At 64.0% G+C, this 23463-nt stretch carries 24 protein-coding genes and 1 tRNA gene; 15 read left to right on the top strand and 10 right to left on the bottom strand.

Going from position 1 to position 23463, the window contains the following annotated elements; translation table 11 throughout:
* The first annotated feature begins 24 nt into the window (after positions 1 to 24).
* The 3 genes from FJ964_RS18245 to FJ964_RS18230 all read left to right on the top strand — a co-directional run bounded on the left by FJ964_RS18245 (position 25) and on the right by FJ964_RS18230 (position 4706).
* On the top strand, positions 25 to 1668 hold the full coding sequence (locus FJ964_RS18245) for an ABC transporter substrate-binding protein (protein WP_140551674.1): 1644 nt from the start codon (positions 25 to 27) through the stop codon (positions 1666 to 1668).
* Entirely contained in the window at positions 1658 to 2602 is a 945-nt protein-coding gene (locus FJ964_RS18240; RefSeq protein ID WP_140551673.1) for an acetamidase/formamidase family protein, read from the top strand. The genes FJ964_RS18245 and FJ964_RS18240 overlap by 11 nt, the downstream gene beginning before the upstream one ends.
* A 208-nt stretch (positions 2603 to 2810) precedes the next feature.
* Positions 2811 to 4706, top strand: coding sequence for an ABC transporter ATP-binding protein (locus FJ964_RS18230; protein WP_140551672.1), 1896 nt, complete (start codon positions 2811 to 2813; stop codon positions 4704 to 4706).
* Positions 4707 to 4912: 206 nt separating this feature from the next.
* On the opposite strand, the gene FJ964_RS18225 is transcribed toward FJ964_RS18230, so the two are convergent.
* The 7 genes from FJ964_RS18225 to FJ964_RS18195 all read right to left on the bottom strand — a co-directional run bounded on the left by FJ964_RS18225 (position 4913) and on the right by FJ964_RS18195 (position 13112).
* Positions 4913 to 5893, bottom strand: coding sequence for a 2-dehydropantoate 2-reductase (locus FJ964_RS18225; protein WP_140551671.1), 981 nt, complete (start codon positions 5891 to 5893; stop codon positions 4913 to 4915).
* 2 nt (positions 5894 to 5895) lie between these two features.
* Complete coding sequence (locus FJ964_RS18220) at positions 5896 to 7416, bottom strand: acyl--CoA ligase (protein ID WP_140551670.1); 1521 nt, start codon at positions 7414 to 7416, stop codon at positions 5896 to 5898.
* A gap of 141 nt (positions 7417 to 7557) precedes the next feature.
* Positions 7558 to 9144 carry a gamma-glutamyltransferase gene (ggt, locus tag FJ964_RS18215; protein WP_140551669.1) on the bottom strand — a complete coding sequence of 529 codons (1587 nt, stop codon included), beginning with the start codon at positions 9142 to 9144 and terminating at the stop codon, positions 7558 to 7560.
* Between the two features lie 48 nt (positions 9145 to 9192).
* Complete coding sequence (locus FJ964_RS18210; RefSeq protein WP_140551668.1) at positions 9193 to 9993, bottom strand: ABC transporter permease; 801 nt, start codon at positions 9991 to 9993, stop codon at positions 9193 to 9195.
* A complete protein-coding gene (locus FJ964_RS18205; RefSeq protein WP_140551667.1) occupies positions 9990 to 10916 on the bottom strand; it encodes an ABC transporter permease in 927 nt (308 codons plus the stop codon). Before FJ964_RS18205 ends, FJ964_RS18210 begins: the two co-directional genes overlap by 4 nt.
* On the bottom strand, positions 10916 to 11998 hold the full coding sequence (locus tag FJ964_RS18200) for an ABC transporter ATP-binding protein (protein ID WP_140551666.1): 1083 nt from the start codon (positions 11996 to 11998) through the stop codon (positions 10916 to 10918). Before FJ964_RS18200 ends, FJ964_RS18205 begins: the two co-directional genes overlap by 1 nt.
* Positions 11999 to 12071: 73 nt before the next feature.
* On the bottom strand, positions 12072 to 13112 hold the full coding sequence (locus FJ964_RS18195; protein ID WP_140551665.1) for an ABC transporter substrate-binding protein: 1041 nt from the start codon (positions 13110 to 13112) through the stop codon (positions 12072 to 12074).
* A gap of 217 nt (positions 13113 to 13329) precedes the next feature.
* Between FJ964_RS18195 and FJ964_RS18190 the strand changes: the two genes are divergently transcribed.
* From FJ964_RS18190 to FJ964_RS18180, 3 genes are all read left to right on the top strand, one after another.
* Positions 13330 to 14031: a GntR family transcriptional regulator gene (locus FJ964_RS18190; protein WP_181172512.1), complete on the top strand. Its 702-nt coding sequence runs from the start codon at positions 13330 to 13332 to the stop codon at positions 14029 to 14031.
* Positions 14032 to 14156: 125 nt separating this feature from the next.
* Positions 14157 to 14756, top strand: coding sequence for a Pr6Pr family membrane protein (locus FJ964_RS18185; RefSeq protein ID WP_210243370.1), 600 nt, complete (start codon positions 14157 to 14159; stop codon positions 14754 to 14756).
* A 215-nt stretch (positions 14757 to 14971) separates the two neighbouring features.
* On the top strand, positions 14972 to 15529 hold the full coding sequence (locus tag FJ964_RS18180; protein ID WP_246676195.1) for a TMEM175 family protein: 558 nt from the start codon (positions 14972 to 14974) through the stop codon (positions 15527 to 15529).
* A 20-nt stretch (positions 15530 to 15549) separates the two neighbouring features.
* On the opposite strand, the gene FJ964_RS18175 is transcribed toward FJ964_RS18180, so the two are convergent.
* Both FJ964_RS18175 and FJ964_RS18170 read right to left on the bottom strand, forming a co-directional pair.
* Complete coding sequence (locus tag FJ964_RS18175; protein WP_140551663.1) at positions 15550 to 15981, bottom strand: nuclear transport factor 2 family protein; 432 nt, start codon at positions 15979 to 15981, stop codon at positions 15550 to 15552.
* 27 nt (positions 15982 to 16008) lie between these two features.
* Complete coding sequence (locus FJ964_RS18170) at positions 16009 to 16986, bottom strand: alpha/beta hydrolase (protein WP_140551662.1); 978 nt, start codon at positions 16984 to 16986, stop codon at positions 16009 to 16011.
* Positions 16987 to 17267: 281 nt separating this feature from the next.
* Here FJ964_RS18170 and FJ964_RS18165 point away from each other — a divergent pair, with 281 nt between their 5' ends.
* From FJ964_RS18165 to FJ964_RS18130, 9 genes are all read left to right on the top strand, one after another.
* The gene (locus FJ964_RS18165; RefSeq protein ID WP_140551661.1) at positions 17268 to 17600 is read left to right on the top strand and encodes a metalloregulator ArsR/SmtB family transcription factor; all 333 of its coding nucleotides are present in this window, start codon (positions 17268 to 17270) and stop codon (positions 17598 to 17600) included.
* Positions 17601 to 17617: 17 nt separating this feature from the next.
* Positions 17618 to 18124 carry an arsenate reductase ArsC gene (locus tag FJ964_RS18160; RefSeq protein ID WP_140551660.1) on the top strand — a complete coding sequence of 169 codons (507 nt, stop codon included), beginning with the start codon at positions 17618 to 17620 and terminating at the stop codon, positions 18122 to 18124.
* Positions 18125 to 18180: 56 nt separating this feature from the next.
* Positions 18181 to 19245, top strand: coding sequence for an ACR3 family arsenite efflux transporter (gene arsB, locus FJ964_RS18155; RefSeq protein WP_181172518.1), 1065 nt, complete (start codon positions 18181 to 18183; stop codon positions 19243 to 19245).
* Positions 19246 to 19404: 159 nt separating this feature from the next.
* Positions 19405 to 19986, top strand: coding sequence for a TetR/AcrR family transcriptional regulator (locus tag FJ964_RS18150; RefSeq protein WP_140551658.1), 582 nt, complete (start codon positions 19405 to 19407; stop codon positions 19984 to 19986).
* A gap of 96 nt (positions 19987 to 20082) precedes the next feature.
* Positions 20083 to 20706, top strand: coding sequence for a hypothetical protein (locus FJ964_RS18145; protein ID WP_140551657.1), 624 nt, complete (start codon positions 20083 to 20085; stop codon positions 20704 to 20706).
* Positions 20707 to 21020: 314 nt separating this feature from the next.
* A complete protein-coding gene (locus FJ964_RS18140) occupies positions 21021 to 21611 on the top strand; it encodes a DUF308 domain-containing protein (protein ID WP_140551656.1) in 591 nt (196 codons plus the stop codon).
* Positions 21608 to 21730 (top strand): hypothetical protein, encoded by a 123-nt coding sequence (locus tag FJ964_RS31675; RefSeq protein ID WP_263493428.1) that lies wholly within the window; start codon positions 21608 to 21610, stop codon positions 21728 to 21730. The genes FJ964_RS18140 and FJ964_RS31675 overlap by 4 nt, the downstream gene beginning before the upstream one ends.
* Positions 21731 to 21884: 154 nt before the next feature.
* Positions 21885 to 22259 (top strand): avidin/streptavidin family protein, encoded by a 375-nt coding sequence (locus FJ964_RS18135; protein ID WP_140551655.1) that lies wholly within the window; start codon positions 21885 to 21887, stop codon positions 22257 to 22259.
* A gap of 142 nt (positions 22260 to 22401) precedes the next feature.
* Complete coding sequence (locus FJ964_RS18130) at positions 22402 to 23055, top strand: hypothetical protein (protein WP_140551654.1); 654 nt, start codon at positions 22402 to 22404, stop codon at positions 23053 to 23055.
* A 207-nt stretch (positions 23056 to 23262) separates the two neighbouring features.
* On the opposite strand, the gene FJ964_RS18125 is transcribed toward FJ964_RS18130, so the two are convergent.
* Positions 23263 to 23339: transfer RNA gene (locus FJ964_RS18125), tRNA-Arg, on the bottom strand.
* Between the last annotated feature and the right edge of the window lie 124 nt (positions 23340 to 23463).

Genomic DNA, 23463 nt, shown 5'->3' with positions numbered 1-23463 from the left:
CCAACAGAGAAAGGGAACATAACAATGAAAAAGCTTCTCGCATCCACCGTGGCCGCATCGGCGCTGGCGCTGATGCTCGGCATGACGAGCGTCCGCGCCGAGGACGCCCTCGATCCCAACGCCAAGCAGGGCGGCGCCATCACCATCACCTACAAGGACGATGTCGCGACCCTCGACCCGGCGATCGGCTATGACTGGCAGAACTGGTCGATGATCAAGAGCCTGTTCGACGGGCTGATGGACTATGAGCCCGGCACCACCAACCTCAAGCCCGATCTCGCCGAAAGCTACGAGATCTCGCCCGACGGCAAGACCTTCACCTTCAAGCTGCGCCATGGCGTGAAATTCCACAATGGCCGTGAAATGACCGCCGACGACGTGAAATACTCGCTCGACCGCGTCACCAATCCGAAGACGCAGAGCCCCGGCGCCGGCTTCTTCGGCTCGATCAAGGGCTATGACGACGTCGCCGCCGGCAAGGCGGAGACACTGTCCGGCGTCACGGTGGTCGATCCCTACACGGTCAAGTTCGAGCTGACCCGGCCCGACGCCACCTTCCTGCATGTCATGGCCATCAACTTCTCGCATGTCGTGCCGAAGGAAGAGGTCGAGAAATACGGCGCCGATTTTGGCAAGCATCCGGTCGGCACCGGCGCCTTCAAGCTCGCCGAGTGGACGCTCGGCCAGCGCATCGTCTTCGAGCGCAACGCGGACTATTGGCACAAGGGACTGCCGCATTTGGACAAGATCACCTTCGAGATCGGCCAAGAGCCGATCGTGGCGCTGCTGCGCCTGCAGAAGGGCGAGATCGACGTGCCCGGCGACGGCATTCCGCCGGCCAAGTTCCAGGAGGTGATGGCCGATCCCGAGCAGAAGGCGCGCGTCGTCGAGGGCGGGCAGCTGCATACCGGCTACGTCACCATGAACACCACCATGGCGCCGTTCGACAACGTAAAGGTGCGCCAGGCGGTCAACATGGCGATCAACAAGGCGCGCGTAGTGCAGATCATCAACAACCGTGCCGTGCCGGCCAATCAGCCGCTGCCGCCTTCGATGCCGGGCTACGACAAAGAGTTCAAGGGCTATCCCTATGACGTCGCCAAGGCCAAGGCGCTGCTGGCCGAAGCCGGCCATCCTGACGGCTTCGAGACGCAGCTTTTCGCCATGAACACCGATCCCAACCCGCGCATCGCGCAGGCGATCCAGCAGGATCTGGCGGCGATCGGCATCAAGGCCAGCATCCAGTCGCTCGCCCAGGCAAACGTCATCGCCGCCGGCGGCGACAAGGCCGGTGCACCGATGATCTGGTCGGGCGGCATGGCCTGGATCGCCGACTTCCCGGACCCGTCGAACTTCTACGGCCCGATCCTCGGCTGCGCCGGCGCGGTGCCGGGCGGCTGGAACTGGTCGTGGTATTGCAACAAGGATCTCGACGCCAAGGCGGCCGAGGCCGACTCGGTGGTCGACCCGGCCAAATCAGGCGAGCGCTACAAGATGTGGAGCGCCATCTACGACAAGGTGATGGAGGACGCGCCCTGGGCGCCGGTCTTCAACGAGCAGCGCTTTACCATGAAGTCCGCGCGCATGGGCGGCGCCGACAACCTCTATGTCGACCCGGTCCATATCCCGATCAACTACGACAATGTGTACGTAAAAGATGTGCAATAACTGCGATTATACCATCCACGGGCGCCATCACCATTTCGGCTGGGACAATTCCTTTGTCCCGGCTGAGCGCGTTGCGCCCGGCTCGACCATCGAGTTCCAGTGCCTTGATGCCAGCGGCGGTCAGTTGCGAGCCGACAGCACGGTCGCTGACGTCGCCAAGATGGACTTCGCCAGGGTCAATCCGGTCACCGGGCCGATCTTCGTCGAAGGGGCCGAACCCGGTGATGCCTTGAAGGTGACGATCGAGATGTTCAAACCGTCCGGCTTCGGCTGGACGGCGAACATTCCGGGTTTCGGCCTGCTCGCCGACGACTTCAAGCAGCCGGCGCTGAACATCTGGAAATACGACGCCGCCTCGCTCCAGCCGGCATTGTTCGGCAAGAACGGCCGCGTGCCGCTGAAACCCTTCGCCGGCACTATCGGCAACGCGCCGGGCGAGATGGGCCATCACTCGGTGGTGCCGCCCCGTCGCGTCGGCGGCAATCTGGACATTCGCGACCTCGCCGCCGGCACCACGCTCTATCTGCCGGTGGAGGTGGCCGGCGCGCTGTTTTCGGTCGGCGACACGCATGCCGCGCAAGGCGACGGCGAGGTCTGCGGCACGGCGATCGAAAGCCCGATGGACGTCGTGCTCAAGCTCGACCTGGTCAAGGACGCCAGGCTGAAGATGCCGCGCTTCACTACGCCGGGTCCGGTCACGCGCCACCTCGACGCCAAGGGTTACGAGGTGACCACCGGCATCGGCCCGGACCTGATGACCGGCGCGAAAGAGGCGGTCGCCCAGATGATCGACCTGCTCGCCGGCCGTTACCAGATTGATCCGGTCGAGGCCTATATGCTGGCCTCGGTCTGCGGCGATCTCAGGATCAGCGAGATCGTCGACATGCCGAACTGGGTGGTGTCGTTCTACTTCCCGCGCTGCGTGTTCGAATGATGTTCGGTCGGCGCTGCACCCCCCTCTGCCCTGCCGGGCATCTCCCCCTCAAGGGGGGAGATTGGCAGTTTCGTCGCCTCGCCTTTTTTCAACGGGTGGAGACTGGCGAAAGCCGAAGCGACATCCGATCTCCCCCCTTGAGGGGGAGATGTCCGGCAGGACAGAGGGGGGCGTGCCGCAATAAACTTCTCAGAACCCAGCTCGTGCGATGACCTCGACCAGCGAAACAATCCTCGACATCGCCAATCTCTCCGTCTCCGTGCGCGGCGAGGACGGCGAGCGCGAGGTGGTCTCCAATCTTTCGCTGACGCTTCAACGCGGCGAAACGCTCTGCATTGCCGGCGAATCCGGCTCCGGCAAATCGATGACCGCGCTGGCGATCATGCAGCTCCTGCCGCAGCCCGCCGCGCGCATATCTTCGGGCACGATCCGCCTTCTCAGCGGGAATGCGGGCGACACCGATCTCACAGCTCTCGACGAGCACCGCATGCGCCGCATCCGCGGCGACCGCGTCGCCATGATCTTCCAGGAGCCGATGACCTCGCTCAACCCGGTGCTGTCGATCGGCCGCCAGCTCACCGAATCCATCGAGGCGCATACCAGCCTCTCGCCCGCCGAGGCCCGAAGCCGCGCCATCGAGGCGTTGAAGGCAGTGCGCATTTCGGAAGCCGAAAGCCGGCTGAAACAGTTTCCGCATGAGCTGTCCGGCGGCATGCGCCAGCGGGTGATGATCGCCATGGCACTGGCGCTGGAGCCCGACGTGCTGATCGCCGACGAGCCCACGACCGCGCTCGACGTCACCGTGCAGGGCGAGGTTCTGGAGCTGCTGCGCGACCTGCAGCGCCAGCACGGCACCAGCGTCATCCTCATCACCCACGACATGGGCGTGGTCGCCGAAATGGCCGACCGCGTGATCATCATGCGGCATGGCAGCATGGTCGAGGAAGGCACGGCTTCGGACATTTTCGCCAGGCCGCGGGCCGACTACACGCGCGAGCTGCTCGCCGCCGTGCCGCGCATCGGCAAGCGCCCGGATTTGGACCCGGCGCCTGCCCCCTCACCCAGCCTCCGCTTCGCTCGGCTGACCTCTCCCCAAGGGGAGAGGAGATCGCCGGCGTCCGCGCCAATCTCTTCTCCCCACCGGGGAGAAGGTGGCCCGCAGGGCCGGATGAGGGGGCCTAGCGCCGACGCTAAAAAATCTGTCGCCGAGGTGAGAGATCTGCATGTCCGCTTCGACCTGCGTGGCGGCTTCTTCGGCCGGGTCAACCGGCGCGTCCATGCCGTCGAAGGCGTCAGCTTTTCGATCGCTTCCAACGAGACGCTGGCGCTGGTCGGCGAATCCGGTTGCGGCAAGTCGACCACCGCCAAGGCGCTGGCCGGACTGGTGCCTTATACCGGCGACATCGTCATCGGCGGACGCAACCTGTCGGGCCTCGGCCGCGACGAGCGCAAGGCGGTGCGCCGCGACGTGCAGATGATTTTTCAGGACCCCTACGCTTCGCTCGACCCGCGCATGCGCGTCGGCGATCTCGTTGCCGAGCCGCTGGTCATCCATGGCGTCGCCTCGAAGGAGGAGCGCAGGGACCGGGTGGCGGCTTTGTTCGAGCGGGTCGGCCTGTCGGCCGGCCAGATGGAGCTCTATCCCCACGAATTCTCCGGCGGCCAGCGCCAGCGCGTCTGCATCGCCCGTGCCCTGGCGCTAAGGCCGAAGCTGATCATCGCCGACGAAAGCGTTTCGGCCCTCGACGTTTCCGTGCAGGCGCGCGTACTCGACCTGCTGAAGGAATTGCAGCGTGAATTCGGCGTCGCCTACCTCTTCATCTCGCACGACATGGCTGTGGTCGAAAACATCTCCGACCGCGTCGCCGTCATGTATCTCGGCCAGATCGTCGAAATGGGAACGCGCGACCAGGTTTTCTCCAACCCCCGCCACCCCTACACCAAACGGTTGATCGAAGCCGTGCCGGTGCCTGATCCGGCGAAGCGCAGGAGCCGGTTCGCAAGGCTGGACCAGGAGATTCCAAGTGCGACGCGGAGGCTGGGCGAGAGCCCACAGAGGCTGGTGCTGAGCGATGTCGGAGGCGGTCACCTGGTGGCGGGGTGAGGGGTATGCTGCTCATGCAAAGCTCGGAAACCATCGCAGCATTCTGTCGCGATGCGTGACGGGTCCCCGGCGCAAATCCAGAAATCCAGGAAAAGCGCAGACGCGTCAGGCGATGCCCGCCTTAAGGCGCGCACGGGTTCAGCAGCCCCAAATCCCACATCACGGCGCAAAACGCCGCCGGCGGGATCGAGACAGACCGGACTACCTCAGCCATAACATCCCCGCTCGATCGCCAGCCGCCTTACCAGCGCCAGCACCCCATCGATCGTCGGCGTCGGCTTCTTCACCAGCCGCCCCAATTCCTGCACCGCCGTCACCAGCGCGTCTATTTCCATCGGACGGCCGCGTTCCAGGTCCTGCAGCATCGAGGTCTTGTGCTCGCCGACATCGCCGGCGCCCTTGATGCGGCGGTCGACCTCTATGGGGAAGCGCACGCCGAGGCTCTCGCCGATCGCTTGCGCTTCCAGCATCATGGCGCGGGCGAGCTGGCGGGTGGCCTCGTCGGCGACGATCGCGGCAAGCGTGCTTCCGGTCAGCGCCGAGATCGGGTTGAAGGAGAGGTTGCCCCACAACTTTACCCAGATCTCGCTGCGTATGTCGTCGCGCACCGGCACTTGCAGCCCGGCCTTGACCATCTCCTGCGCCAGCAGGGTGACGCGCTCGCTCTTTTCGCCGGAAGGTTCGCCGAGAGAGAAGCGTTTTCCTTCGACATGGCGGATCAGGCCGGGCGCGTCGACCTCGACGGCGGGGTAGACGACCGAGCCAATTACGCGCCGCGCGCCGATCCGGTCCCAGATCGTGCCGCCGGGGTCCACCGCTTGCAGCCTGGTGCCTTCGAGCGGCCCGCCCGCCTTGTGGAAATACCACCACGGCACGCCGTTCTGCATGGTGACGACTGATGTGTGCTCTCCAAGCAGCGGCGTTATCCGGTCCAGCGCGGGGCCGACGGAATGCGCCTTCAGCGCCAGCACGACATAATCCTGCGCGCCAAGCTCCTCGGCCTGAGCCGCGGCTCTGACCGGAACCGCCGTTTCCGCGCCGTCTTCGATCATGCGCAGCCCGCTCTTCCTGATCGCTTCCAGGTGGGCACCGCGTGCCACGATCGAAAGCTCGGTCCGGCCGGCCGCAGCAAGCTTGGCCGCGAGATAGCCGCCGATGGCGCCGGCGCCGAAGATGGTGATCTTCATCGTCACAGCCCGAGCTTGGCGGCGAGCCCGATGCGCTGCAGCTTGCCGGTCGCGCCCTTGGGGATCTCGTCCAGGATCAGCACCTTGCGTGGCACCTTGAAGTCGGCGAGCCGCATGGCGGCATACGCGCGGATATCGCTTTCGCTGGCGCTCATGCCTTCGCGCAGCACCACGGCCGCCGCCACCTCTTCGCCAAGCTTGTCGTGCGGCATGGCGAAGGTGACCACCTGCGCCACCGCCGGATGGTCCATCAGCACGTCGTCGACCTCGAGCGGCGAGATCTTCTCGCCGCCGCGGTTGATGATCTCCTTCAGCCGCCCCGTGACCTTGAGATAGCCGTCCGTGTCGAGCACGCCCTGGTCGCCCGTGTGGAACCAGCCATGCGCGAAGGCCGACGCATTGGCGTCGGGGTTCTTCTCGTAGCCCGCCGTCACGTTCGGCCCGCGAATGACGATCTCGCCGGTCTCGCCTGCCTCCATCAATCGGCCGTCCGGCGCCATGACGGCGACCTCTGGTCCGCCGGCCGCACCCACGCTGCCCGGCTTGCGCAGGCCCGGCGGCAGCCGGTTCGAGGCCATCTGGTGCGCGGCCTCGGTCATGCCATAGGCTTCGATGACGGGGCAGCCGAAGGTCGTCTCGAGCTCGGCCATCACCTGCGCCGGCAGCGAGGCCGAGGAGGAGCGGATGAAGCGCAGCGACGTCGCCGCCAACACCTCGCGATTGCGCGCCGCGCGCGGCAGGATCGCCTGGTGCATGGTCGGCACCGCCGTGTACCAGCTGGGCTTGGCCTCGCCGAGCCACTGGAAGAAGCGCAGCGCGTTGAAGCCCGGCGTGCAGTAGATGCTGCCGCTCGAGGCCAGCGACGACAGCACCGCCGCGATCAGCCCATGGATGTGGAACAGCGGCATGATGTTGAGGCAGCGGTCATCGGCCGTCAGGCCGAGCGTCGCGCCGATATGGGCGGCGGAAGCCACGACATTGGCATGGCTGAGCGGCACCAGCTTAGGCCGAGAAGTGGTGCCGGACGTGTGCAGCAACAGTGCGATATCATCGTCCCTCGCCATGTCGGGCGCCGCCCGCGGGCCGACCGCATTGCCCTCGATGATGAAGCTGCCGGCAGGCGCACCCGGCGGCACGACAAGCCGCAGCACGCCGATGCCGAGACGCTCGGCCACCGTCACCGCCGCACCGGTTTCATCAGCGGCGACGAGGATCGCCTTGGCGCCGATGTCGGTGAGATAGAAATCGAGCTCATCGGCACGATAGGCGGGATTGAGCGGCGCCGTCGCAGCGGTGGCCGCCACGGCCACGAAGCTGGTTGCCATCTCCGGCCCGTTCGGCAGCACGATGGCCACCCTGTCGCCCCGGCCGATGCCGAGTGCATGCAACTGTCCGGCCGTGGCGGCGATCAGGCTGCGCAACCCCCCATGGGTGAGTGTGGTCCTCTCTGGCGCCAGGATTGCCGGCGCGTCGTCGGCTCCGGCGGCGAGGCGGCGGGAGAGGTCTTTTGAATTCATACTCATGATCACCGATTATGGTTCAAACGATAGTTTTTGAAAGTCCAGTGGATGGTCCTGCCCCCCACGATTGCCGACGACGTCATATGCATTGCTCTGCTGTTCACGGGCGGGGTAGCGCCAACGTCCGGAGTTCTCCCGATCGTCTCAATATCCAAGCGCCATCCCATCCTTGCGCGCATCGGAAGCCCCGGTCAGCGTTCCCTTTTCCCAGTCGATCAGCACCGCCTGGCCGCCGCCGAGCGGGTGATGCGGCTCGCCTATACGGTGGCCGCGCCGGCGCAGGCCTTCGATCGCCCCGGCGGGCACGTTGCGCTCGGCCTCGACCATGCCGTCATTGTAGAACACGCGCGGCGCGTCCAGCGCCTGTTGCGGATCCATGCCGAAATCGAGCATGTTGGTCAAAAGATGGACGTGGCCGAAAGGCTGGTAGCCGCCGCCCATGACGCCGAACGGCATCACCGCGCGGCCGTTCCGCGTCGCCATGCCGGGCATGATCGTATGCATCGGGCGCTTGCCGGGCGCGATGGCGTTCGGATGCGCCGGGTTGAGGCGGAAGCTCGAGCCGCGGTTCTGCAGCACCACGCCGGTCTTAGGGCCGACGACGCCGCTGCCGAAGGAATAATAGGTGGAGTTGATGAAGGAGACCGCGTTGCGGTCGCGGTCGACGATCGAGATGTAGACCGTGTCGCTGCCGGGCAGCTGCACATCCGGCAGGTGCGTCATGGCGCGCTCGCGATCGATCTCGGCACGCAGCCGCCCGGCATAGGCGGTCGACAGAAGCTGTCCCACCGGCACCGGCACATGGTCCTGATCGCCGACGAAACGATCGCGGTCACGGTAGGCCAGCCGTCCGGCCTCGATCTCAAGATGCAGGCGCTCGGCGCCGTTGGGGTCGAGCTCGCCGAGCTTCAGCCCCGACAGCACATTCAGCATCAGGAGCGCCGTCATCCCCTGATTGTTCGGCGGCATCTGGTGGATTTCGTGGCCGCCATAGGAGACGCTGACCGGCGCCACGTAGTCGCCCCTGGTCGAAGCGAAGTCCTCTAGCGAATGCAGTCCGCCCAATGCCCTGAGCCGGCTCACAATGTCGTCGGCGACGGCGCCTTCATAGAACCCGGCGCGGCCGTGCCTGGCGATGATGCGTAAGGTGGCGGCAAGCTCCGGCTGCCGGTGCACGTCGCCGGCCTGCGGCGGCTTGCCGCCGGGCAGGAAGATGCGCGCGGCATGCTCGTCGGCCGAAAGATCGGTCTCCGGCTCGGCCCAGTCGAAGGCGACGCGGTCATGCACGACATAGCCATTCTCGGCATAGTGGATCGCCGGCGCCAACACTTCGGCAAGGTCCTTGCGGCCATGGTCCTCCAGCAGCCGGCACCAGGCATCGATCGCGCCGGGCACCGTCACGGCATGCGGTCCCTGTTTGGGAAGTTCGCTGAAACCCTGGTCGCGATACCAGTCGGCAGTCGCGCCCGCTGGCGCCCGGCCGGAGCCGTTGAAGGCCAGCACGTTTCCCTGGCCCGCGGGGCAATAGAGGACAAAACAGTCGCCGCCGATGCCGGTCGATTGCGGCTCGACCACGCCCTGTACGGCCGCCGCGCAGACCGCCGCGTCCATGGCATTGCCGCCGGCGCGCAGCATGTCGATTGCGGCAAGCGTCGAAAGCGGATGCGATGTCGCGGCCATCGCCTCGGTGGCACGGACCGGCGAGCGGCCGGGAAACTGGAAATCACGCATTCTGTCCGAATATCTCCTGGTCACTTGAAGCCAATTGGTCCGGTGAAATCAATGCCGCCTGCCGAAGATCTGCGCCACCGACAAGAGCACGACCGACAGCACGATCAGGCAGGTCGAGATGGCAGCGATCGTCGGGTCGATCTGGTCACGCAGCGCGTTGAACATGCGGCGCGTCAGGGTCGTCGTCTCGCCGCCCGATATGAACAGCGAAACCACCACTTCGTCGAAGGAGGTGATGAAGGCAAACAGCGCGCCCGAGACGATCGAGAAGCGGATCTGCGGCATGGTTACCTGCCAAAACGCGGCGAGACGTCCCGCGCCCAGGCTGCGTGCCACGCGCTCCTGGTTCATGTCGTAGGAGCGCAGGCCCGAAAGCACCGTCAGCACCACCAGCGGCAGCGCCTGCACCGTATGCGCGATGACCAGGCCGGTCAGCGTGTTGTTGAGCCCGATGCGCGCGTAGAGGAAGAAGGTGCCGATGCCGATCAGGATCACCGGCACGATCAGCGACGCCGTCATCAGCGCGTTGATGGTGCCGTTGAAGCGCAGCGTGCCCCGGTTGACGGCATAGGCGGCGGCGGTGCCGAGCGGCGTCGCCACCAGCGCTGTCATAACGGCCACCTTGACCGAGACGACCGTCGCGTCGCGCCACTCCAGCGACTGGAAGTAGGTCTGGTACCAACGCAGCGACCATTGCTGCGGCGGAAACTGCAGCAGCGTCGAATCCGAAAACGACATGATGACGATGATGACCGACGGCGCGATCAGGAACAACAGCACGAGGCCGCCCAGGCCGTAGAGCCACAGACGTTGCCGGTGCGAGATCGGCAGGCCGACATCTCCGTTCATCGCGAACTCCACACACCTGTGGCGCGCGCGCCGAGCAGCCACTGGAACAGGCCGAGCAGCGCCAGCGTGACCACGAGCAGCACGACGCCCAGCGCCGCGCCGGCGCCCCAGTTGGAATAGAGGCTGGTGGTCTGTTCCATGCGCATCGCCCACATGACGACCTTGCCGCCGCCCATCAGCGCCGGGGTGACGAAAAAGCCGAGGCACAGCACGAAGACGATGACCACGCCGGAGGCGAGGCCGGGCAGCGACAGCGGAAAGAAGATCTGGCGGAAGGTGGAGACCGGGCCGGCGCCCAGATTCATCCCGGCGCGCAGGCAGTCGGTGTCGATGGTCTTCATCGAGGCGTAGAGCGGCAGCACCAGGAACGGCAGCAATATATGCGTCATGCCGATGACGACGCCGGAAAAATTGTTGGCCAGCGGCAGCGGCTGGCTGATGACGCCGAGGTCGATCAGCCAGCTGTTGATCAGCCCCTTGCGCTGCAGAATCACCAGCCAGGCATAGGTGCGCACCAGCACCGATGTCCAGAACGGCAGGATGACGAAGATCAAGCAGATCGACGCCGCCCGGCGCGGCAGTTGCGACAACATATAGGCCAAGGGATAGCCCAGCAGCACGCAGGCAGCGGCGACGATGAAGGCGACCTTGAAGGTGGTGAGGAAGGTCTTGATGTAGGAGGCCTGCTCGAAGAAGCGCGCATAGTTGGCGGCGCTCAAGACGCCGGCCTCGTCGAACAGCGACAGCCAGAACAGCCAGCCGATCGGCACGATGATGATGGCAAAGACGAGGAACAGGCTTGGCGACAGCAGCGCCAGCAGCCGAAACTGCTCGCGCCGCGCGTCGGCGCGCAGCGCATACGCGTTCAGGTCCTGAGCCATGGCGTCGATTGTCTCGTCCATCGCGGCCGTTTGCACGCTCATCAGTCCGCCGCCACCAGGATCGTATCCTGCGCATCGAGGCCAAGCGCGATAGGCTGCCCGGCGGCCGGCAACCTGGCCAGCACGTCGCTGCGGCAATAGTCGCGCAATGTCAGCTGCCTCCCGTCGCGCAGCACGGCGTAGCAGATGAAGCTGTCGCCCTGATAGATGACGTCACTGAGCGTGGCGCTGAGCACGTTGACGCCCCTGACCGGCTCGGCATTGGCCAGCAGCCGCAGCTTTTCCGGCCGCACCACCATCAGCTGCTGGCCCGACGCCGGCGCCGGCGCCGCGGTGTGGATTTGCCTGTCCTCGTACCAGGCCGAACCGCTGCGACATTCGACGGGGATGAAATTCGATTCCCCGATGAAGCCGGCGACGAACCGGGTGCGCGGCGCGGCGTAGAGGGTTTCGGGCTTGTCGAGCTGCTCGATGCGCCCGGCATTCATGACGGCGATACGGTCCGACATGGTGATGGCCTCCCGCTGGTCGTGCGTGACATAGACAGTCGTCATGCCGAGCCGCCGATGCAGGGCGCGCAGTTCGATCTGCATGTGTTCGCGCAGCCCCTTGTCCAACGCCGACAGCGGCTCGTCCATCAGCACGATGCGTGGCTCGAACACGATGGCGCGCGCCAGCGCCACGCGCTGGCGCTGGCCGCCGGAGAGCTGGTCGACGCGCCGTTCGCCGAGGCCCTGCAACTTCACCAGCTCCAGCGCCTTCTCGACGCGCTCCACCGTCTCGGCGGCCGGAACGCGGCGCTGCTTCAGCGGAAAGGCGATGTTGTGGAAGACGTTCATATGCGGGAACAGCGCATAATTCTGGAACACCATGCCGATATTGCGCCTGTGCGGCGGCGTGGTGATGATCTCCTCGTCGCCGACCTTTATCGAGCCGGCATTGGCCCGCACGAACCCCGCCAGGATCATCAGCAGCGTCGTCTTTCCGGAGCCGGAAGGGCCGAGCAACGTCAGGAATTCGCCCGCCGCGACGTCGAGGTTGAGGTCGCGCAGCACCGATACGGAGCCAAATCGTTTCTCGATCGCGCGCATGCCGATCGGCAGCGCGGATGGCGCAATGGACAAGATTGTTTTCTCCCAGGCAGAGACTCCAAAAAGCAGGGCACCTCGAGCCGCCCCGCCATCTCAGGGTTCCCGCCTATTGCTGGATCAGATTGTTGAACTTCTCCGTCGCCTCGACGAGGTTGTCGCGCCAGAACTCGGCATCCTGCAGCACCTGCCTCTTGACGTTCTCCGGCGACGAGTTGATGTCCTTGATCCGCTCCGGGGGGATCTTGCCGGTCTCGAAGGCCTTCTCGTTGACTGGTCCGTTGTCGACATAAAGCGGCAGGTTGGCCTGCAATTGCGGGCTGACGAACATCGCCAGCGCCTTCATCGCGGCCTCCTTGTTCTTGGCGCCCTTGGGAATGACCATGCAGTCGGCGGTGAGCACGCCCTGGTCGAAGGAGAAGCTGACGGGCGCGCCTTCCTTCTTCAAGGTGCCGGCGCGGCCGTTCCAGATGCTCGCCATGTCGACCTCGCCGTCCTTCACCAGCTGCATGGCCTGCGCGCCGGAGGTCCACCAGGCATCGACATGGCCACGGATCTTGTCGACCGATTTCAGCGCGCCGTCGATATCGACGGGATAGACCTTGTCGATCGGCAGGCCCGAGGCGAGGGCTGCAACGCTCAGCGTCTCCGTCGCCTGGCTGCTGCTCAGCGCACGCCGTCCGGGAAACTTTTCCACGTTCCAGAAGTCGGCCCACGTCTTGGGGCCTTTGTCGCCGAACACATCGGTCCGGTAGACGAGCACCACGGAGGTATAGGAGATGCCGACCCAATCGTCATGCACGAGCTTGGGATTGATGCCGCTCTTGTCGATGAGATTGTAATCGAGCTTTTCGAAAAGCCCTTCCTTCGAGCCGCGCGCGCATTCGTCGGCGCCGAGCTCGGTGATGTCCCACTTCACCGCATTGCCTGTCACCTGCAGGCGCACGTCGTCGAGGCCGTTGGTGGTGTCTTCCTTGATGGTGATGCCGAGCGCATCGGCGGCCGGCTTGAAGAATGCCTTGCCCTGCGCCTCCTGATAGGTGCCGCCCCATGAGGCGACGGTGATGGTGTCGCCTGCCACGGCGGGTGCCGCGACCGCTGCCATGAGGCCCGCTACGGCCACGACGCTAACGTTTTTCGTGCTGTTCATGTCGGTTCTCCAACCGGTGTTCCCATTGTTTTTGATTTCGCATGCGATTTTGTATACAATTTTGAGTGTACCTCGGGGATCAGCGAAGTCAACTCCGCTCGGCAGGGTCTTGGGGCGACCGACCCTGTTCGGGGAATGGCAAAACGCGCCGAGTTTGAATACAGCTACGCGTGAAACACAACGATTTCCGGCACAGACCGGAGACTGGATACGGACCTTGGCCAAGGAAACAAAAAACACGCTGCGCGACTCGGTCTATTCCGCGCTCAAGGCCATGATCGTGACCGGCCAGATCCCGCCGGGCGCGCGCGTCACCGAGAGCGACATTGCGGCAAAGCTGAATGTCAGCCGCACACCCGTGCGCGAGGCCTTCAACCGCCTCGAGCGCGACGGATTGGTCACCGGCCGGCCGCGGCAGGGCTACGCCGTCACCGAGTTTGACATCAACATGTTCCGCGAGGCCTTCGACATCCGCGAACTGCTCGACGGCCACGCCACCGAATTGGCAGCGGCGGCGGCCACCGAGAAAGACAAGGCGCGACTGCGCGCCATGCTGGCCGAATGCGAGCGGTTGGCCGCCATTGCGGATCGAACCACAAGGGAAAAATTCCAGGAGCTTGAAGTCGGCATCGACCTGCACCGCGTCATCGCCGAAATCAGCGGCAACACGATGCTGCACGGCATGCTGTGCGGCATCCTCGACAAGTGCCAGCATTATGTCTGGACGGAACTGCTGTGGCTCGACGAATGGAAGATCGCCCGCGACGAGCATGCCGAGATCGTCGAAGCGATCTGCGCCGGCGACGCCAAGCGCGCCGGCGCCCTGGCGCGCGCCCATGTGCGCGGCTCGCGCGAGAACGTGCTGCGCCTGCTGCAGGCCAAATCGGACTACCAGAGCTTTCTGGCCAAGGCGTCGTGAGCGGGCGGATCGGTCTCGCCTCCGGGCTTACCGCTCATGGGCCGACCGGCGGCGACGGCAAGTTTTGCGCTTGCGTTGGTGCGGCTCGTCCAGTGATGTACGGGTTGAAAGGGGGTTGGATATTGATGTCCCGCTCGCTCGCCCTGGTGATCTGCCTGTCCGCATGTGTTGGCATCGGGCTGGAATTCGGCACCCTGATCAAGGAAGGTGCGTCCATTGCCGGCGCCGCCTGGACGCTAAGCGGCTACTTCACCATTCTGACCAACGCCCTTGTCGCTGCCGTATTCGCCGCCCTTGCGATCAATGGAAAGCATTTCGATCATCCGCGGCTGATGGCGGGCGTGGTTTCCGCCATCGTTCTGGTCGGCGTGATCTTTACCTTGCTGCTGCAAGGATTGCGTACCTTGGCCGGCGCGAGCGCGGAGGCGAACTTTCTGCTCCATCAGCTCAATCCCATTCTGGCGGCGCTTTCATGGTTTCTGTTCACGCGCAAGGGAGCGCTCTCCTGGCGCGACCCGCTGCTTTGGGCGCTCTATCCCGTGGCTTACCTGGTCTACGCCCTGGCCCGGGGTGCCGCCGAGGGGCATTACGCCTATCCGTTCATTGACGTCTCGGCGGTCGGCTGGGCGCGTGTGGCGGCAAACAGTGTCGTGATTGCCCTGTGTTTCGTCGCCGCCGGCGAAGGTCTCGTCTGGATTGATCGAACGCTGGCTCGCCGCCGATGATGCGGGCGCTCTCAGCGGCGCGCCGATGGGCGCGTGGACCAATCGTCAGCCGCCGAGACAGGCAAGCGGTTTACCGGAGCCAGCGCCGACAAGACTCGCGACGACGGTATGGATGTCCCGGCGACGGCGCTATATAGCGACGGATGCGATAAAGCGATAAAGCGATAGAGCGACAGGGACGGTCCCGCGTGCTGCCTTCGGCCGGGCTCGAGCGATTGAGCGCATTTTCGGATGGCGTGTTCGCCGTCCTCATCACCGTGCTCGTGCTTGACCTGCGCCCACCGGAATTGCCGACCTTCACCGCGCTGCTGGCCTTGTGGCCGACATGGCTGAGCTACGGCGTAAGCTATCTCTTCATAGCCATCGTCTGGGCGAACCACCATCATCTCCTGCGCCACGCCACGGCGGCGACGACCAGCCTGATGTGGTACAATTTCGCGCATCTGTTCTCGGTGTCGCTGCTGCCGCTGGCGACCGCTTGGATGGCGGTCAGCGAGCTGGCCCCGCAGCCGGTGGCGTTCTACGCGGTCGTCTTCTTCCTGGTGAACCTGACCTACATTCTCCTGATCCGGGAACTCATCGACCCGATGCCGGCCGACGCCGTCCCGCCCAAGGTGCGCAAGGTCATGCGCATCCGCTCGATCGTGACGCTGTGCCTTTTCGGCTTGGCGGCGGTCGTCGCCCTGAGATACCCGATCGCCGGACTGGCGATCTGTTGCTGCTGCCTGACGGTCTATCTCCGGCCGGAAGCGCCAGGGGCGCGCGCCGGCTGACCACAATGGAGCGGCGGACTTCAGACGATGCCGTGCTTCTTCAGCAGCGCCTGCTCATCGCCCGACACCCATCCGAATATCTTCGGCTCCCCGTCGAGTTTCCGGACAAGGTAGTGAACGTCGAAATCTATCCCGACATCCGCTTGGCCCTTGCGGGCGTAGGTCGCGGTCCATGCAACATGGGCAACGCAATGATGCTCGTCGATCGGCGAGATGCGGATATCGCGTATCCGCATCTCTTTCGTTCCGATTGCCCGGTAGTGGGCATAGCCCTGGGCCATGACTTGCTTGAGTTGATCGTCGTTCTTTCCGGTCACGACGCCGGCAGGCGAGGCGGCTATGAACTCCGACGTGTAGAGCGATGCGGCCTCATCCATGTCCATGCTGCCGCCAAGCGACGCCTTGAAGAACTGCTGATAGCGTTCAAAAAATCTCTTTACGCTCGTCTCCATGATTTCCGCTCCGGTCGTGTCCTAGGGTCAGCGCTGTTCCCGCAAGCTCCGGAGGAAATGGATCATCGCGGCGTTGACCTCGTCCGGGCGTTCCTGCTGGGTCCAGTGCCCGCAGCCGGGCAGCATCAACATATCGCGGAGTTGCGGGACGAAATTTCCGAGATTGGCCAGCAACTGATCCATTCCGGGGAAGGCGACCACCAGATCGCGGTCGCCCGCTATATAGAGCGCGGGAAGCTTGATCCGCGCGCCCGCAAAGGGCGCCATCAGCTCCCAGTTCCGGTCGATGTTGCGGTACCAGTTGAGGCCTCCGGAAAAACCGGTGCGCTGGAACTCGCCGGCGTAGAAATCGAGGTCGCCTTGGCTGAGCCAGGGCGGCAGGCCCGGCGGCGCCTCGACGGCTTGCAGGAAGCCTCCGCCATGTGGAACCATGCCGATTCCACCCGCGCTCGTGTTCGGGGCATCCCCCGATGCGGCGTAAAGCATGGCCCGCACCGTGGTCCGGGGGTCCCGCTCCAGCTCGGCCTCGGCAATGCCGGGTTGCTGGAAATAGAGCTGGTAGAATTGCGAGTCCGTCGTTCGCGGCATCAGGCTGGTCGGGCGCGCCTTGGCGCGCGGCCGGAACGGCACGCTGAGGCCGATGACGGCTTGGAACCGGTCGGGGCGAAGCAGCGCCGCGTGCCAGGCGACGACGGCGCCCCAGTCGTGGCCGGCGATGATGGCGGTGGGCGTTTCGAGGGCGTCGAGGAGGCTCACCATGTCGCCGACCAGATGGAAGAGCGTATACTCTTCGACCGCCTCCGGCCGATCGCTCTTGCCATAGCCCCGCATGTCGGGGGCGACGGCGTGAAAGCCCGCCGCCGCGAGCGCACCCATCTGATGGCGCCAGGAATACCAGGATTCGGGAAAGCCGTGGCACAAGAGCACCAAAGGGCCGTCGCCCTGCTCTGCGACGTTGAGGCGGATGCCGTTGGTCTCGACCATTCGCTGTGTCGGTTTGCTCACGGCCGCTTCTCACGTTCGTGTGTCAGTCTCTGTTTAACGGCTGGCGGCGAAGGCCGCAACGAGTGCGTTGAGCAACCCGAATGCCTGTCCTGGAGGTCATGCATCTTTTTGTCGCCGGCTCAGGAGTGATCGCGGCAATGAATATCCGACATTCGGTCCGCGCCCGCGTTGCGGTTCCGAACTCCTGCCCCAGCTTCAAACGCGATGAGCGCGCTTGCCTATTTGTCATCCGGCCGTCATACGTTGGTGCTACGAACCGTTAGTTCTGGATGTGTGGATACATGGATAAAAAATCAGCGCTCCTCGCTTTGGCGGCACTCGGCCAGGATACAAGGCTCGAGGTCTTTCGCCTGCTTGTCCAGGCGGGCGCCGAGGGGACCCCCGCCGGCGAGATCGCTTCCCGCTTGAACATCGTGCAGAACACGATGTCGGCACACCTCAAGGTTCTTGATCATGCCGGCCTCGTCCGCGCCGAGCGCGACGGCCGCACAATCCGCTACGTCGCCGACATGACCGGATTCCGCGATCTGCTCGCCTATCTCATGGAAGACTGCTGCAATGGCGCGCCGGAACTCTGTCAGCCGGTAATCCAGGCGGTGACCTGCAAATGCTAGAAGGGAGGGCGCACGCCATGAGCGAGCCATACAACGTTCTTTTCCTCTGCACGGGAAATTCGGCAAGGTCGATCATCGCCGAGGCGATACTCAATCGTGTCGGTGCTGGCAGGTTCCAGGCCTATTCGGCCGGATCCCATCCGAAGGGAGCGGTTCACCCCTTTACGTTGCAGCTTCTGGAGAACCTCAACTACGACACCTCTTTTGCTCGTTCGAAGGACTGGGAAGAGTTCGCGGTTCCCGGCGCACCGCAAATGGATTTCGTGTTTACGGTCTGTGACAACGCCGCCAACGAATCGTGCCCGGTCTGGCCGGGGCAGCCGATGACCGCGCATTGGGGCGTGCCTGATCCGGCTGACGTGGAAGGCACCGATGCCGAAAAGCACCTGGCCTTCGCCGAAGCCTATCGCATGCTGAACAACCGGATCTCGATCTTCGTCAGCCTGCCGATCAACATGGTAGACAAGCTCGCCTTGCAGAAGCGGCTGAATGAAATCGGCCGCAATCTTCCCAGAGCCGGCTGAGCAAGGAAAGCATCATGACCGATCATGCTTTGAACGCGGGCGAGGCCCGATCCGGTATCGGCTTCGTCGAGAAATACCTGACCGTGTGGGTGGCGCTGTGCATCGTCGCCGGCATCGCGCTTGGCCATCTCATGCCAGGTGTCTTCCGCGCCGTCGGCGAGGCCGAGATCGCCAAGGTCAACCTGCCGGTCGCGGCACTGATCTGGCTGATGATCGTGCCGATGCTGGTCAAGATCGACTTCGCCGCGCTCGGCCATGTGAAGGAGCATTGGCGCGGAATCGGTGTGACACTGTTCGTCAATTGGGCGGTGAAGCCGTTCTCGATGGCGGCGCTCGGCTGGCTGTTCATAGGGTATCTCTTTCGGCCTTATCTGCCGGCCGACCAGATCGACAGCTATATCGCCGGCCTTGTCATCTTGGCGGCCGCGCCCTGCACAGCGATGGTTTTTGTGTGGTCGAACCTGACGAAAGGCGAACCGCATTTCACGCTGAGCCAGGTCGCGCTTAACGACACCATCATGATCTTCGCCTTCGCGCCGATCGTCGGCTTGCTGCTCGGCCTCTCGGCCATCACCGTGCCCTGGAATACGCTCGTCCTTTCCGTCGCGCTCTACATCGTCGTGCCGGTCATCGGTGCCCAACTCCTGCGTCGGCGGCTGCTCGCGGCGGGCCGCGAAGCCGCCTTGAAGCGATTTCTGGAACGGCTTCAGCCGCTCTCGCTCATGGCCTTGCTCGCCACGCTCGTGCTGCTGTTCGGATTTCAGGGCGTGCAAATCCTGGCGCAGCCGCTGATCATCGCGCTGCTGGCCGTGCCGATCCTGATCCAGGTCTATTTCAATTCGGGGCTCGCTTACCTGCTCAACCGCATCTCCGGCGAGCAGCACTGCGTCGCCGGCCCCTCGGCCCTGATCGGCGCCTCGAACTTCTTCGAACTGGCGGTCGCCGCCGCCATCAGCCTGTTCGGCTTCCAGTCGGGGGCGGCGCTCGCTACCGTCGTCGGCGTGCTGATCGAAGTGCCGGTCATGCTCTCCGTGGTCTGGATCGTGAACCACTCCAAAGGCTGGTACGAGGGTGGCCGCGCAGTGTCCCGTGTTGCCGAAAACAATAATGCTCGACCTTGATCGAAAAATTGCAAGATTAGCCGTTGGCCCTCAGCCGGCCGGGCGGCCCCCTGGTTGATTGCCTTGCAAGGAAGCTCGGGATTGCAGTCGACGCTCTCCCGTCAATTGCGGGGCATTCGTCCGCTTGACAGTCTGCCTACTAGAAGGTAGACAGACCATATGAGCAACTTTTCGACGACATCTGACGAGATTCTGGCCTCGGCACAAAAGCTGATCATCGCCGGCGGCTATAACGGATTCAGCTACGCAGACATCGCGGCCGTGGTCGGCATACGCAAGGCCAGCATCCACCACCACTTCCCCAGCAAGGTCGATCTGGTGCGTACGCTTGTGTCGCGTTACCGCGAGAACGCCGAAGCCGGCATGGCCGATCTCGAGCGCAGCGTGCCTGAACCGCTCGAACTCGTTCAGGCCTACGCGGGCTATTGGGCCAGATGCATCGAGGATGCAAGCATCCCGTTCTGCGTATGTGCGCTGCTGGCAAGCGAACTTCCAGCGCTTCCGAACGAGGTCGCCTCGGAGGTACGGGCGTATTTTCAGTTTCTCTCGGCGTGGCTGACGTCGGTCATCGAACGCGGCGAACAACAAGGCTCCCTGAAAATCTCTGGTCCGGCGCCGGTGGAGGCAGAGGCGCTCATGGCCACCGTTCACGGCGCAATGCTGTCGGCCCGGGCATACGGAAAGCCTGGCGTCTTTGCTACAATTCTCGACCCGACCCTGCGGAGGCTGAAGCCCGAATGATATCAGTGCCGGGCGGCTAAGCGACGGGTCGCCCCGACAAGAGCATCGATAAATGCGCCGCATTAAACTACCAACTAGTAGGTAAAGGAATTCCCTATGTTTCACAAACTCCTCTCGGCTCTCTTGGTCATCGGTATCCCGGCGACCTTCGCCATCACGGCGCCCGCTCAGGCTCAAAGCCGGAAGGCCGAGCAGATCCACATCAGGGGCAGCGTGTTGACCTTCAGCGCTTCGACGCTGAAGGTCAACACGCGGGAAGGAGAAACCATTGACGTCGCCCTGGCTGACGGCTGGAAGATCTCTGCCGTCGCCACTGCGAAGGTGGCCGATATCAAGCCAGGCGACTTCGTCGGAATTGCCTCGCTGCCGAAGGACAAGGGCGGTGACGGCGCTCTGGAAGTCCTGATCTTCCCGCCCTCGTTGAAAGGCGCAGGCGAGGGAAGCTATGGGTGGGATCTGAAGCCCAACAGCAGCATGACCAATGCAACCGTCGCCGATGCCGTCAAGGACGTCGACGGACGCACCGTGACCGTGTCCTACCAGGGCAAGGAAAAGAAGATCGCGATCCCGGATGGCACGCCTGTCGTGACCCTCGCTCCGGCAACCAAGGACGATCTGGTTCCGGGTGCCGTCGTCTTCATAGCAGGCGAGAAGGCCGCAAGCGGAACGATCGGTCATCAGGTCGTTGTCGGCAAAAATGGCGTGGTCCCGCCCATGTGAGCCACGTCGCCGCTCGTTCGCAGGCTGTCGGCCATCACGGCGACGCTGGCGAAAGATACGCTGAGCGGTTCGGCGCGGACGAACGCGACAGTGAACGCCTACCGCTCGTCCGAAATGCCGGCAACATTTCCCATGCACCGGAAGCGGCGCATTCGCCGACGGCTGTGGCCTGTACCCCGGCGCCGGCTCCCGGACGAAAGTGGCGGATAAATGAAGGCTACGAGGGTGAAACAGCCCTCTTTGACAAGCGCCTCGGCCATCCGTGATGGCCGAGATCATCAGACACACATTGAACCATACCTGAAGGATATCCAATGAGACGCGATCGCGGTGAAGTTGCTTCAAATGACCAGGACAAGTGGCTCAAGCTGTATTACCTCGCCCGTGCGGCCTTTTCCGTCGTCTGGGTCGTGACCGCTTTGACGGTCGGCCGGCAGTCGGCGTCCATCGCGGCTGTCTTGCTTGTTGCCTATCCTGTCTGGGATGCAGCCGCCAATTATGTCGATGCTTCCCGCAACGGCGGGCTTGCCGCCAATCGTACGCAAGCATTCAACGTTGCAGTCAGTTCGGTGGTCGCCCTTGCAGTCATCATGGCGCTGGCGATGAACATGAATTGGGTACTCGGCGTTTTCGGCGTGTGGGCAATCTTCTCCGGCCTGCTGCAGCTTGGAACCGCAATCCGGCGCTGGAAAGCCGCCGGAGGCCAATGGGCCATGATCTTGAGCGGAGGCCAATCGGCTGTCGCCGGCGCATTCTTCATCGCGCAAGCGCAGATGTCCGCACCGCCCTCGATCGCCAACATCGCAGGCTATGCTGGCTTCGGCGCCTTCTATTTCCTCGTCTCAGCCATTTGGCTGACCGTCTCGCAATCGCGGCGCCGGAAAGTGGCATCCGTTCAAGCATGATCCACATTGTCGGTCTCCGGCGTCGTGGTCCGACGCCAGACGAACGTCGCATCGGCTTCGGCGTCGCTGCCGAGGAAAAAGGCGGCGGCGGGCTGATGGTGGTCATCGACGTCAGCTGACGCGGGAGCCGGAATTGGCGCTGTTGCGGCATCAGAGCCGCACATGGCCCGGCAACGGTTGCCCAGAGGTTTGCCTCGACGCCGAGCGGCGCAGGCAGCCTCGGAACAGGTGCGGGCCCTGCACGTTGATCCCGAACCGCTCGTGGAGTGCACCATGCCAGATTGGATCGGGACTTGGCGAAACCAATACGGCTCGACCGTCATCATCGAGGACGACGCGGAAGGCGTCATCCGCGGCACGTTCAGGACGGCGTTGGAAGACAGCAGTTTCTTTGGTCAGGAACTTCCGATCCATGGCGCTGTTTGTGGCGACGTAATCGGCTTCACGGCTGCGGGACAGGGCAAGGCCGGGCCTGCGGCCGTGAGCTACACCGGCATTCTGCGGGAAAGTAAGCTCGAGACGCTTTGGCATACCGTTGCAGGGCAGACCCTTACCGCATCGGCGGAAGGGGCGCCTGCCAGGATAGTCAGAGTTGGGGCATGGCGCGCCTTCGGGACCAGCCTGGATGTGTTCGAGCGCGTGGAATGACCCAGCCCCTCGGGCCGGCGTGGCTCCAGGGGCGGCTATGGAAGGCCGCCAAGCCCGCATGGGATATGCGCGACTGAAGGCGGCTTGCCGATCCTGAGCGATTTCGGCAGCGCTGTGGTCGAGCCGACCGGAGGACGATGGCATGGCGGAAGAAGGCAACGACGCGCAGGTAGTCCTGCAGTGCATGACAACCGAGCACTTCGTGTTGCAGACCGCCCGCGCAGCCACGATTCAGGAGGCGAATCAGCGCGCCAATCTGTTCCTCACGTCAGTCTCAAGCGTAGCGATCGCTCTGTCATTCGTGGCGCAAGTCACGAAAATGGGTATGCCGTTCGTGCTGTTCAGCCTGATCTTGCTGCCCTGCGTCTTCTTTATCGGCCTGGTCACCTTCGTCCGCGCCGTGCAGGTTGCTGTCGAGGACATGGTGCACGCCCGTGGAATGGCACGGATCCGGCACTACTACGTTGAAGTCGCGCCCGCCATGCAAAGCTATCTCGTTCATTCCACGCACGACGATCGCTCGGCAGTGCTCGTGGACAAGGGGCTCAGCCCATCGCCGTTGCAGTATTTCATGACGACGGCCGGCATGGTGAGCGTGATCAGCAGCGCCATTGCAGGTGTCTTTACAGGCATAGCCGCCACAGCGGCAGCCGGCGCGGGAATGGCTCTCGGCGTGGCAGCCGGGACGCTCGCCTTCGCTGCAAGTGTGTTCGTGCTGCGCAGCTATCACCTGCGGGCCTGGGCGGCGGCCGAGCAAAGACTGACGGTTCTTTTCCCAGGCACGCGCGGGGAATGACCCACTTGCGGAGCCGCTTCGGGCCAGAGCAGACGAAGGTGTGAGCCGCGTGCCGATCGAGCTTAAACATCTGCGTTGGCCGAAGTGGCGGAGGCTGGTAGCTTCCGCTTCCGCAAGGCTGCGGATTCGCTCGCCCTTAAGCACCCCAATCTCAGACGGAGAGTCAGGGAGATGCGAGGAGTAACTCGGCGTCGTGTTGTACCGAAATGGCGCGCCCGAAGAGATTCGAACTCCTGACCCCCAGATTCGTAGTCTGGTGCTCTATCCAGCTGAGCTACGGGCGCGCATCAGGTCATGCTTTCCATGACCCCACGATCCGATCCTCGAGGACCGGCCGCGAATGTGTGCAGTTCCCTAGCGACTGAATTCGCGAAAAGCAAGCCGATCCGGCAAAAGTTTTGTCTTCGA

Source organism: Mesorhizobium sp. B2-3-2 (genome assembly GCF_006442295.1).
Taxonomy (GTDB): Bacteria; Pseudomonadota; Alphaproteobacteria; order Rhizobiales; family Rhizobiaceae; genus Mesorhizobium.
This window is presented reverse-complemented; position numbering and strand designations above follow the sequence as displayed.

Bases quoted from the DNA above. Each gene is read 5' to 3' on its own strand.
- FJ964_RS18245 (WP_140551674.1), top strand. From the start codon at position 25: ATGAAAAAGCTTCTCGCATCCACCGTGGCCGCATCGGCGCTGGCGCTG.
- FJ964_RS18240 (WP_140551673.1), top strand. From the start codon at position 1,658: ATGTGCAATAACTGCGATTATACCATCCACGGGCGCCATCACCATTTC.
- FJ964_RS18230 (WP_140551672.1), top strand. From the start codon at position 2,811: ATGACCTCGACCAGCGAAACAATCCTCGACATCGCCAATCTCTCCGTC.
- FJ964_RS18225 (WP_140551671.1), bottom strand. From the start codon at position 5,893: ATGAAGATCACCATCTTCGGCGCCGGCGCCATCGGCGGCTATCTCGCG.
- FJ964_RS18220 (WP_140551670.1), bottom strand. From the start codon at position 7,416: ATGAGTATGAATTCAAAAGACCTCTCCCGCCGCCTCGCCGCCGGAGCC.
- ggt (WP_140551669.1), bottom strand. From the start codon at position 9,144: ATGCGTGATTTCCAGTTTCCCGGCCGCTCGCCGGTCCGTGCCACCGAG.
- FJ964_RS18210 (WP_140551668.1), bottom strand. From the start codon at position 9,993: ATGAACGGAGATGTCGGCCTGCCGATCTCGCACCGGCAACGTCTGTGG.
- FJ964_RS18205 (WP_140551667.1), bottom strand. From the start codon at position 10,916: ATGAGCGTGCAAACGGCCGCGATGGACGAGACAATCGACGCCATGGCT.
- FJ964_RS18195 (WP_140551665.1), bottom strand. From the start codon at position 13,112: ATGAACAGCACGAAAAACGTTAGCGTCGTGGCCGTAGCGGGCCTCATG.
- FJ964_RS18185 (WP_210243370.1), top strand. From the start codon at position 14,157: ATGTCCCGCTCGCTCGCCCTGGTGATCTGCCTGTCCGCATGTGTTGGC.
- FJ964_RS18175 (WP_140551663.1), bottom strand. From the start codon at position 15,981: ATGGAGACGAGCGTAAAGAGATTTTTTGAACGCTATCAGCAGTTCTTC.
- FJ964_RS18165 (WP_140551661.1), top strand. From the start codon at position 17,268: ATGGATAAAAAATCAGCGCTCCTCGCTTTGGCGGCACTCGGCCAGGAT.
- FJ964_RS18160 (WP_140551660.1), top strand. From the start codon at position 17,618: ATGAGCGAGCCATACAACGTTCTTTTCCTCTGCACGGGAAATTCGGCA.
- FJ964_RS18150 (WP_140551658.1), top strand. From the start codon at position 19,405: ATGAGCAACTTTTCGACGACATCTGACGAGATTCTGGCCTCGGCACAA.
- FJ964_RS18145 (WP_140551657.1), top strand. From the start codon at position 20,083: ATGTTTCACAAACTCCTCTCGGCTCTCTTGGTCATCGGTATCCCGGCG.
- FJ964_RS18140 (WP_140551656.1), top strand. From the start codon at position 21,021: ATGAGACGCGATCGCGGTGAAGTTGCTTCAAATGACCAGGACAAGTGG.
- FJ964_RS31675 (WP_263493428.1), top strand. From the start codon at position 21,608: ATGATCCACATTGTCGGTCTCCGGCGTCGTGGTCCGACGCCAGACGAA.
- FJ964_RS18135 (WP_140551655.1), top strand. From the start codon at position 21,885: ATGCCAGATTGGATCGGGACTTGGCGAAACCAATACGGCTCGACCGTC.
- FJ964_RS18130 (WP_140551654.1), top strand. From the start codon at position 22,402: ATGGCGGAAGAAGGCAACGACGCGCAGGTAGTCCTGCAGTGCATGACA.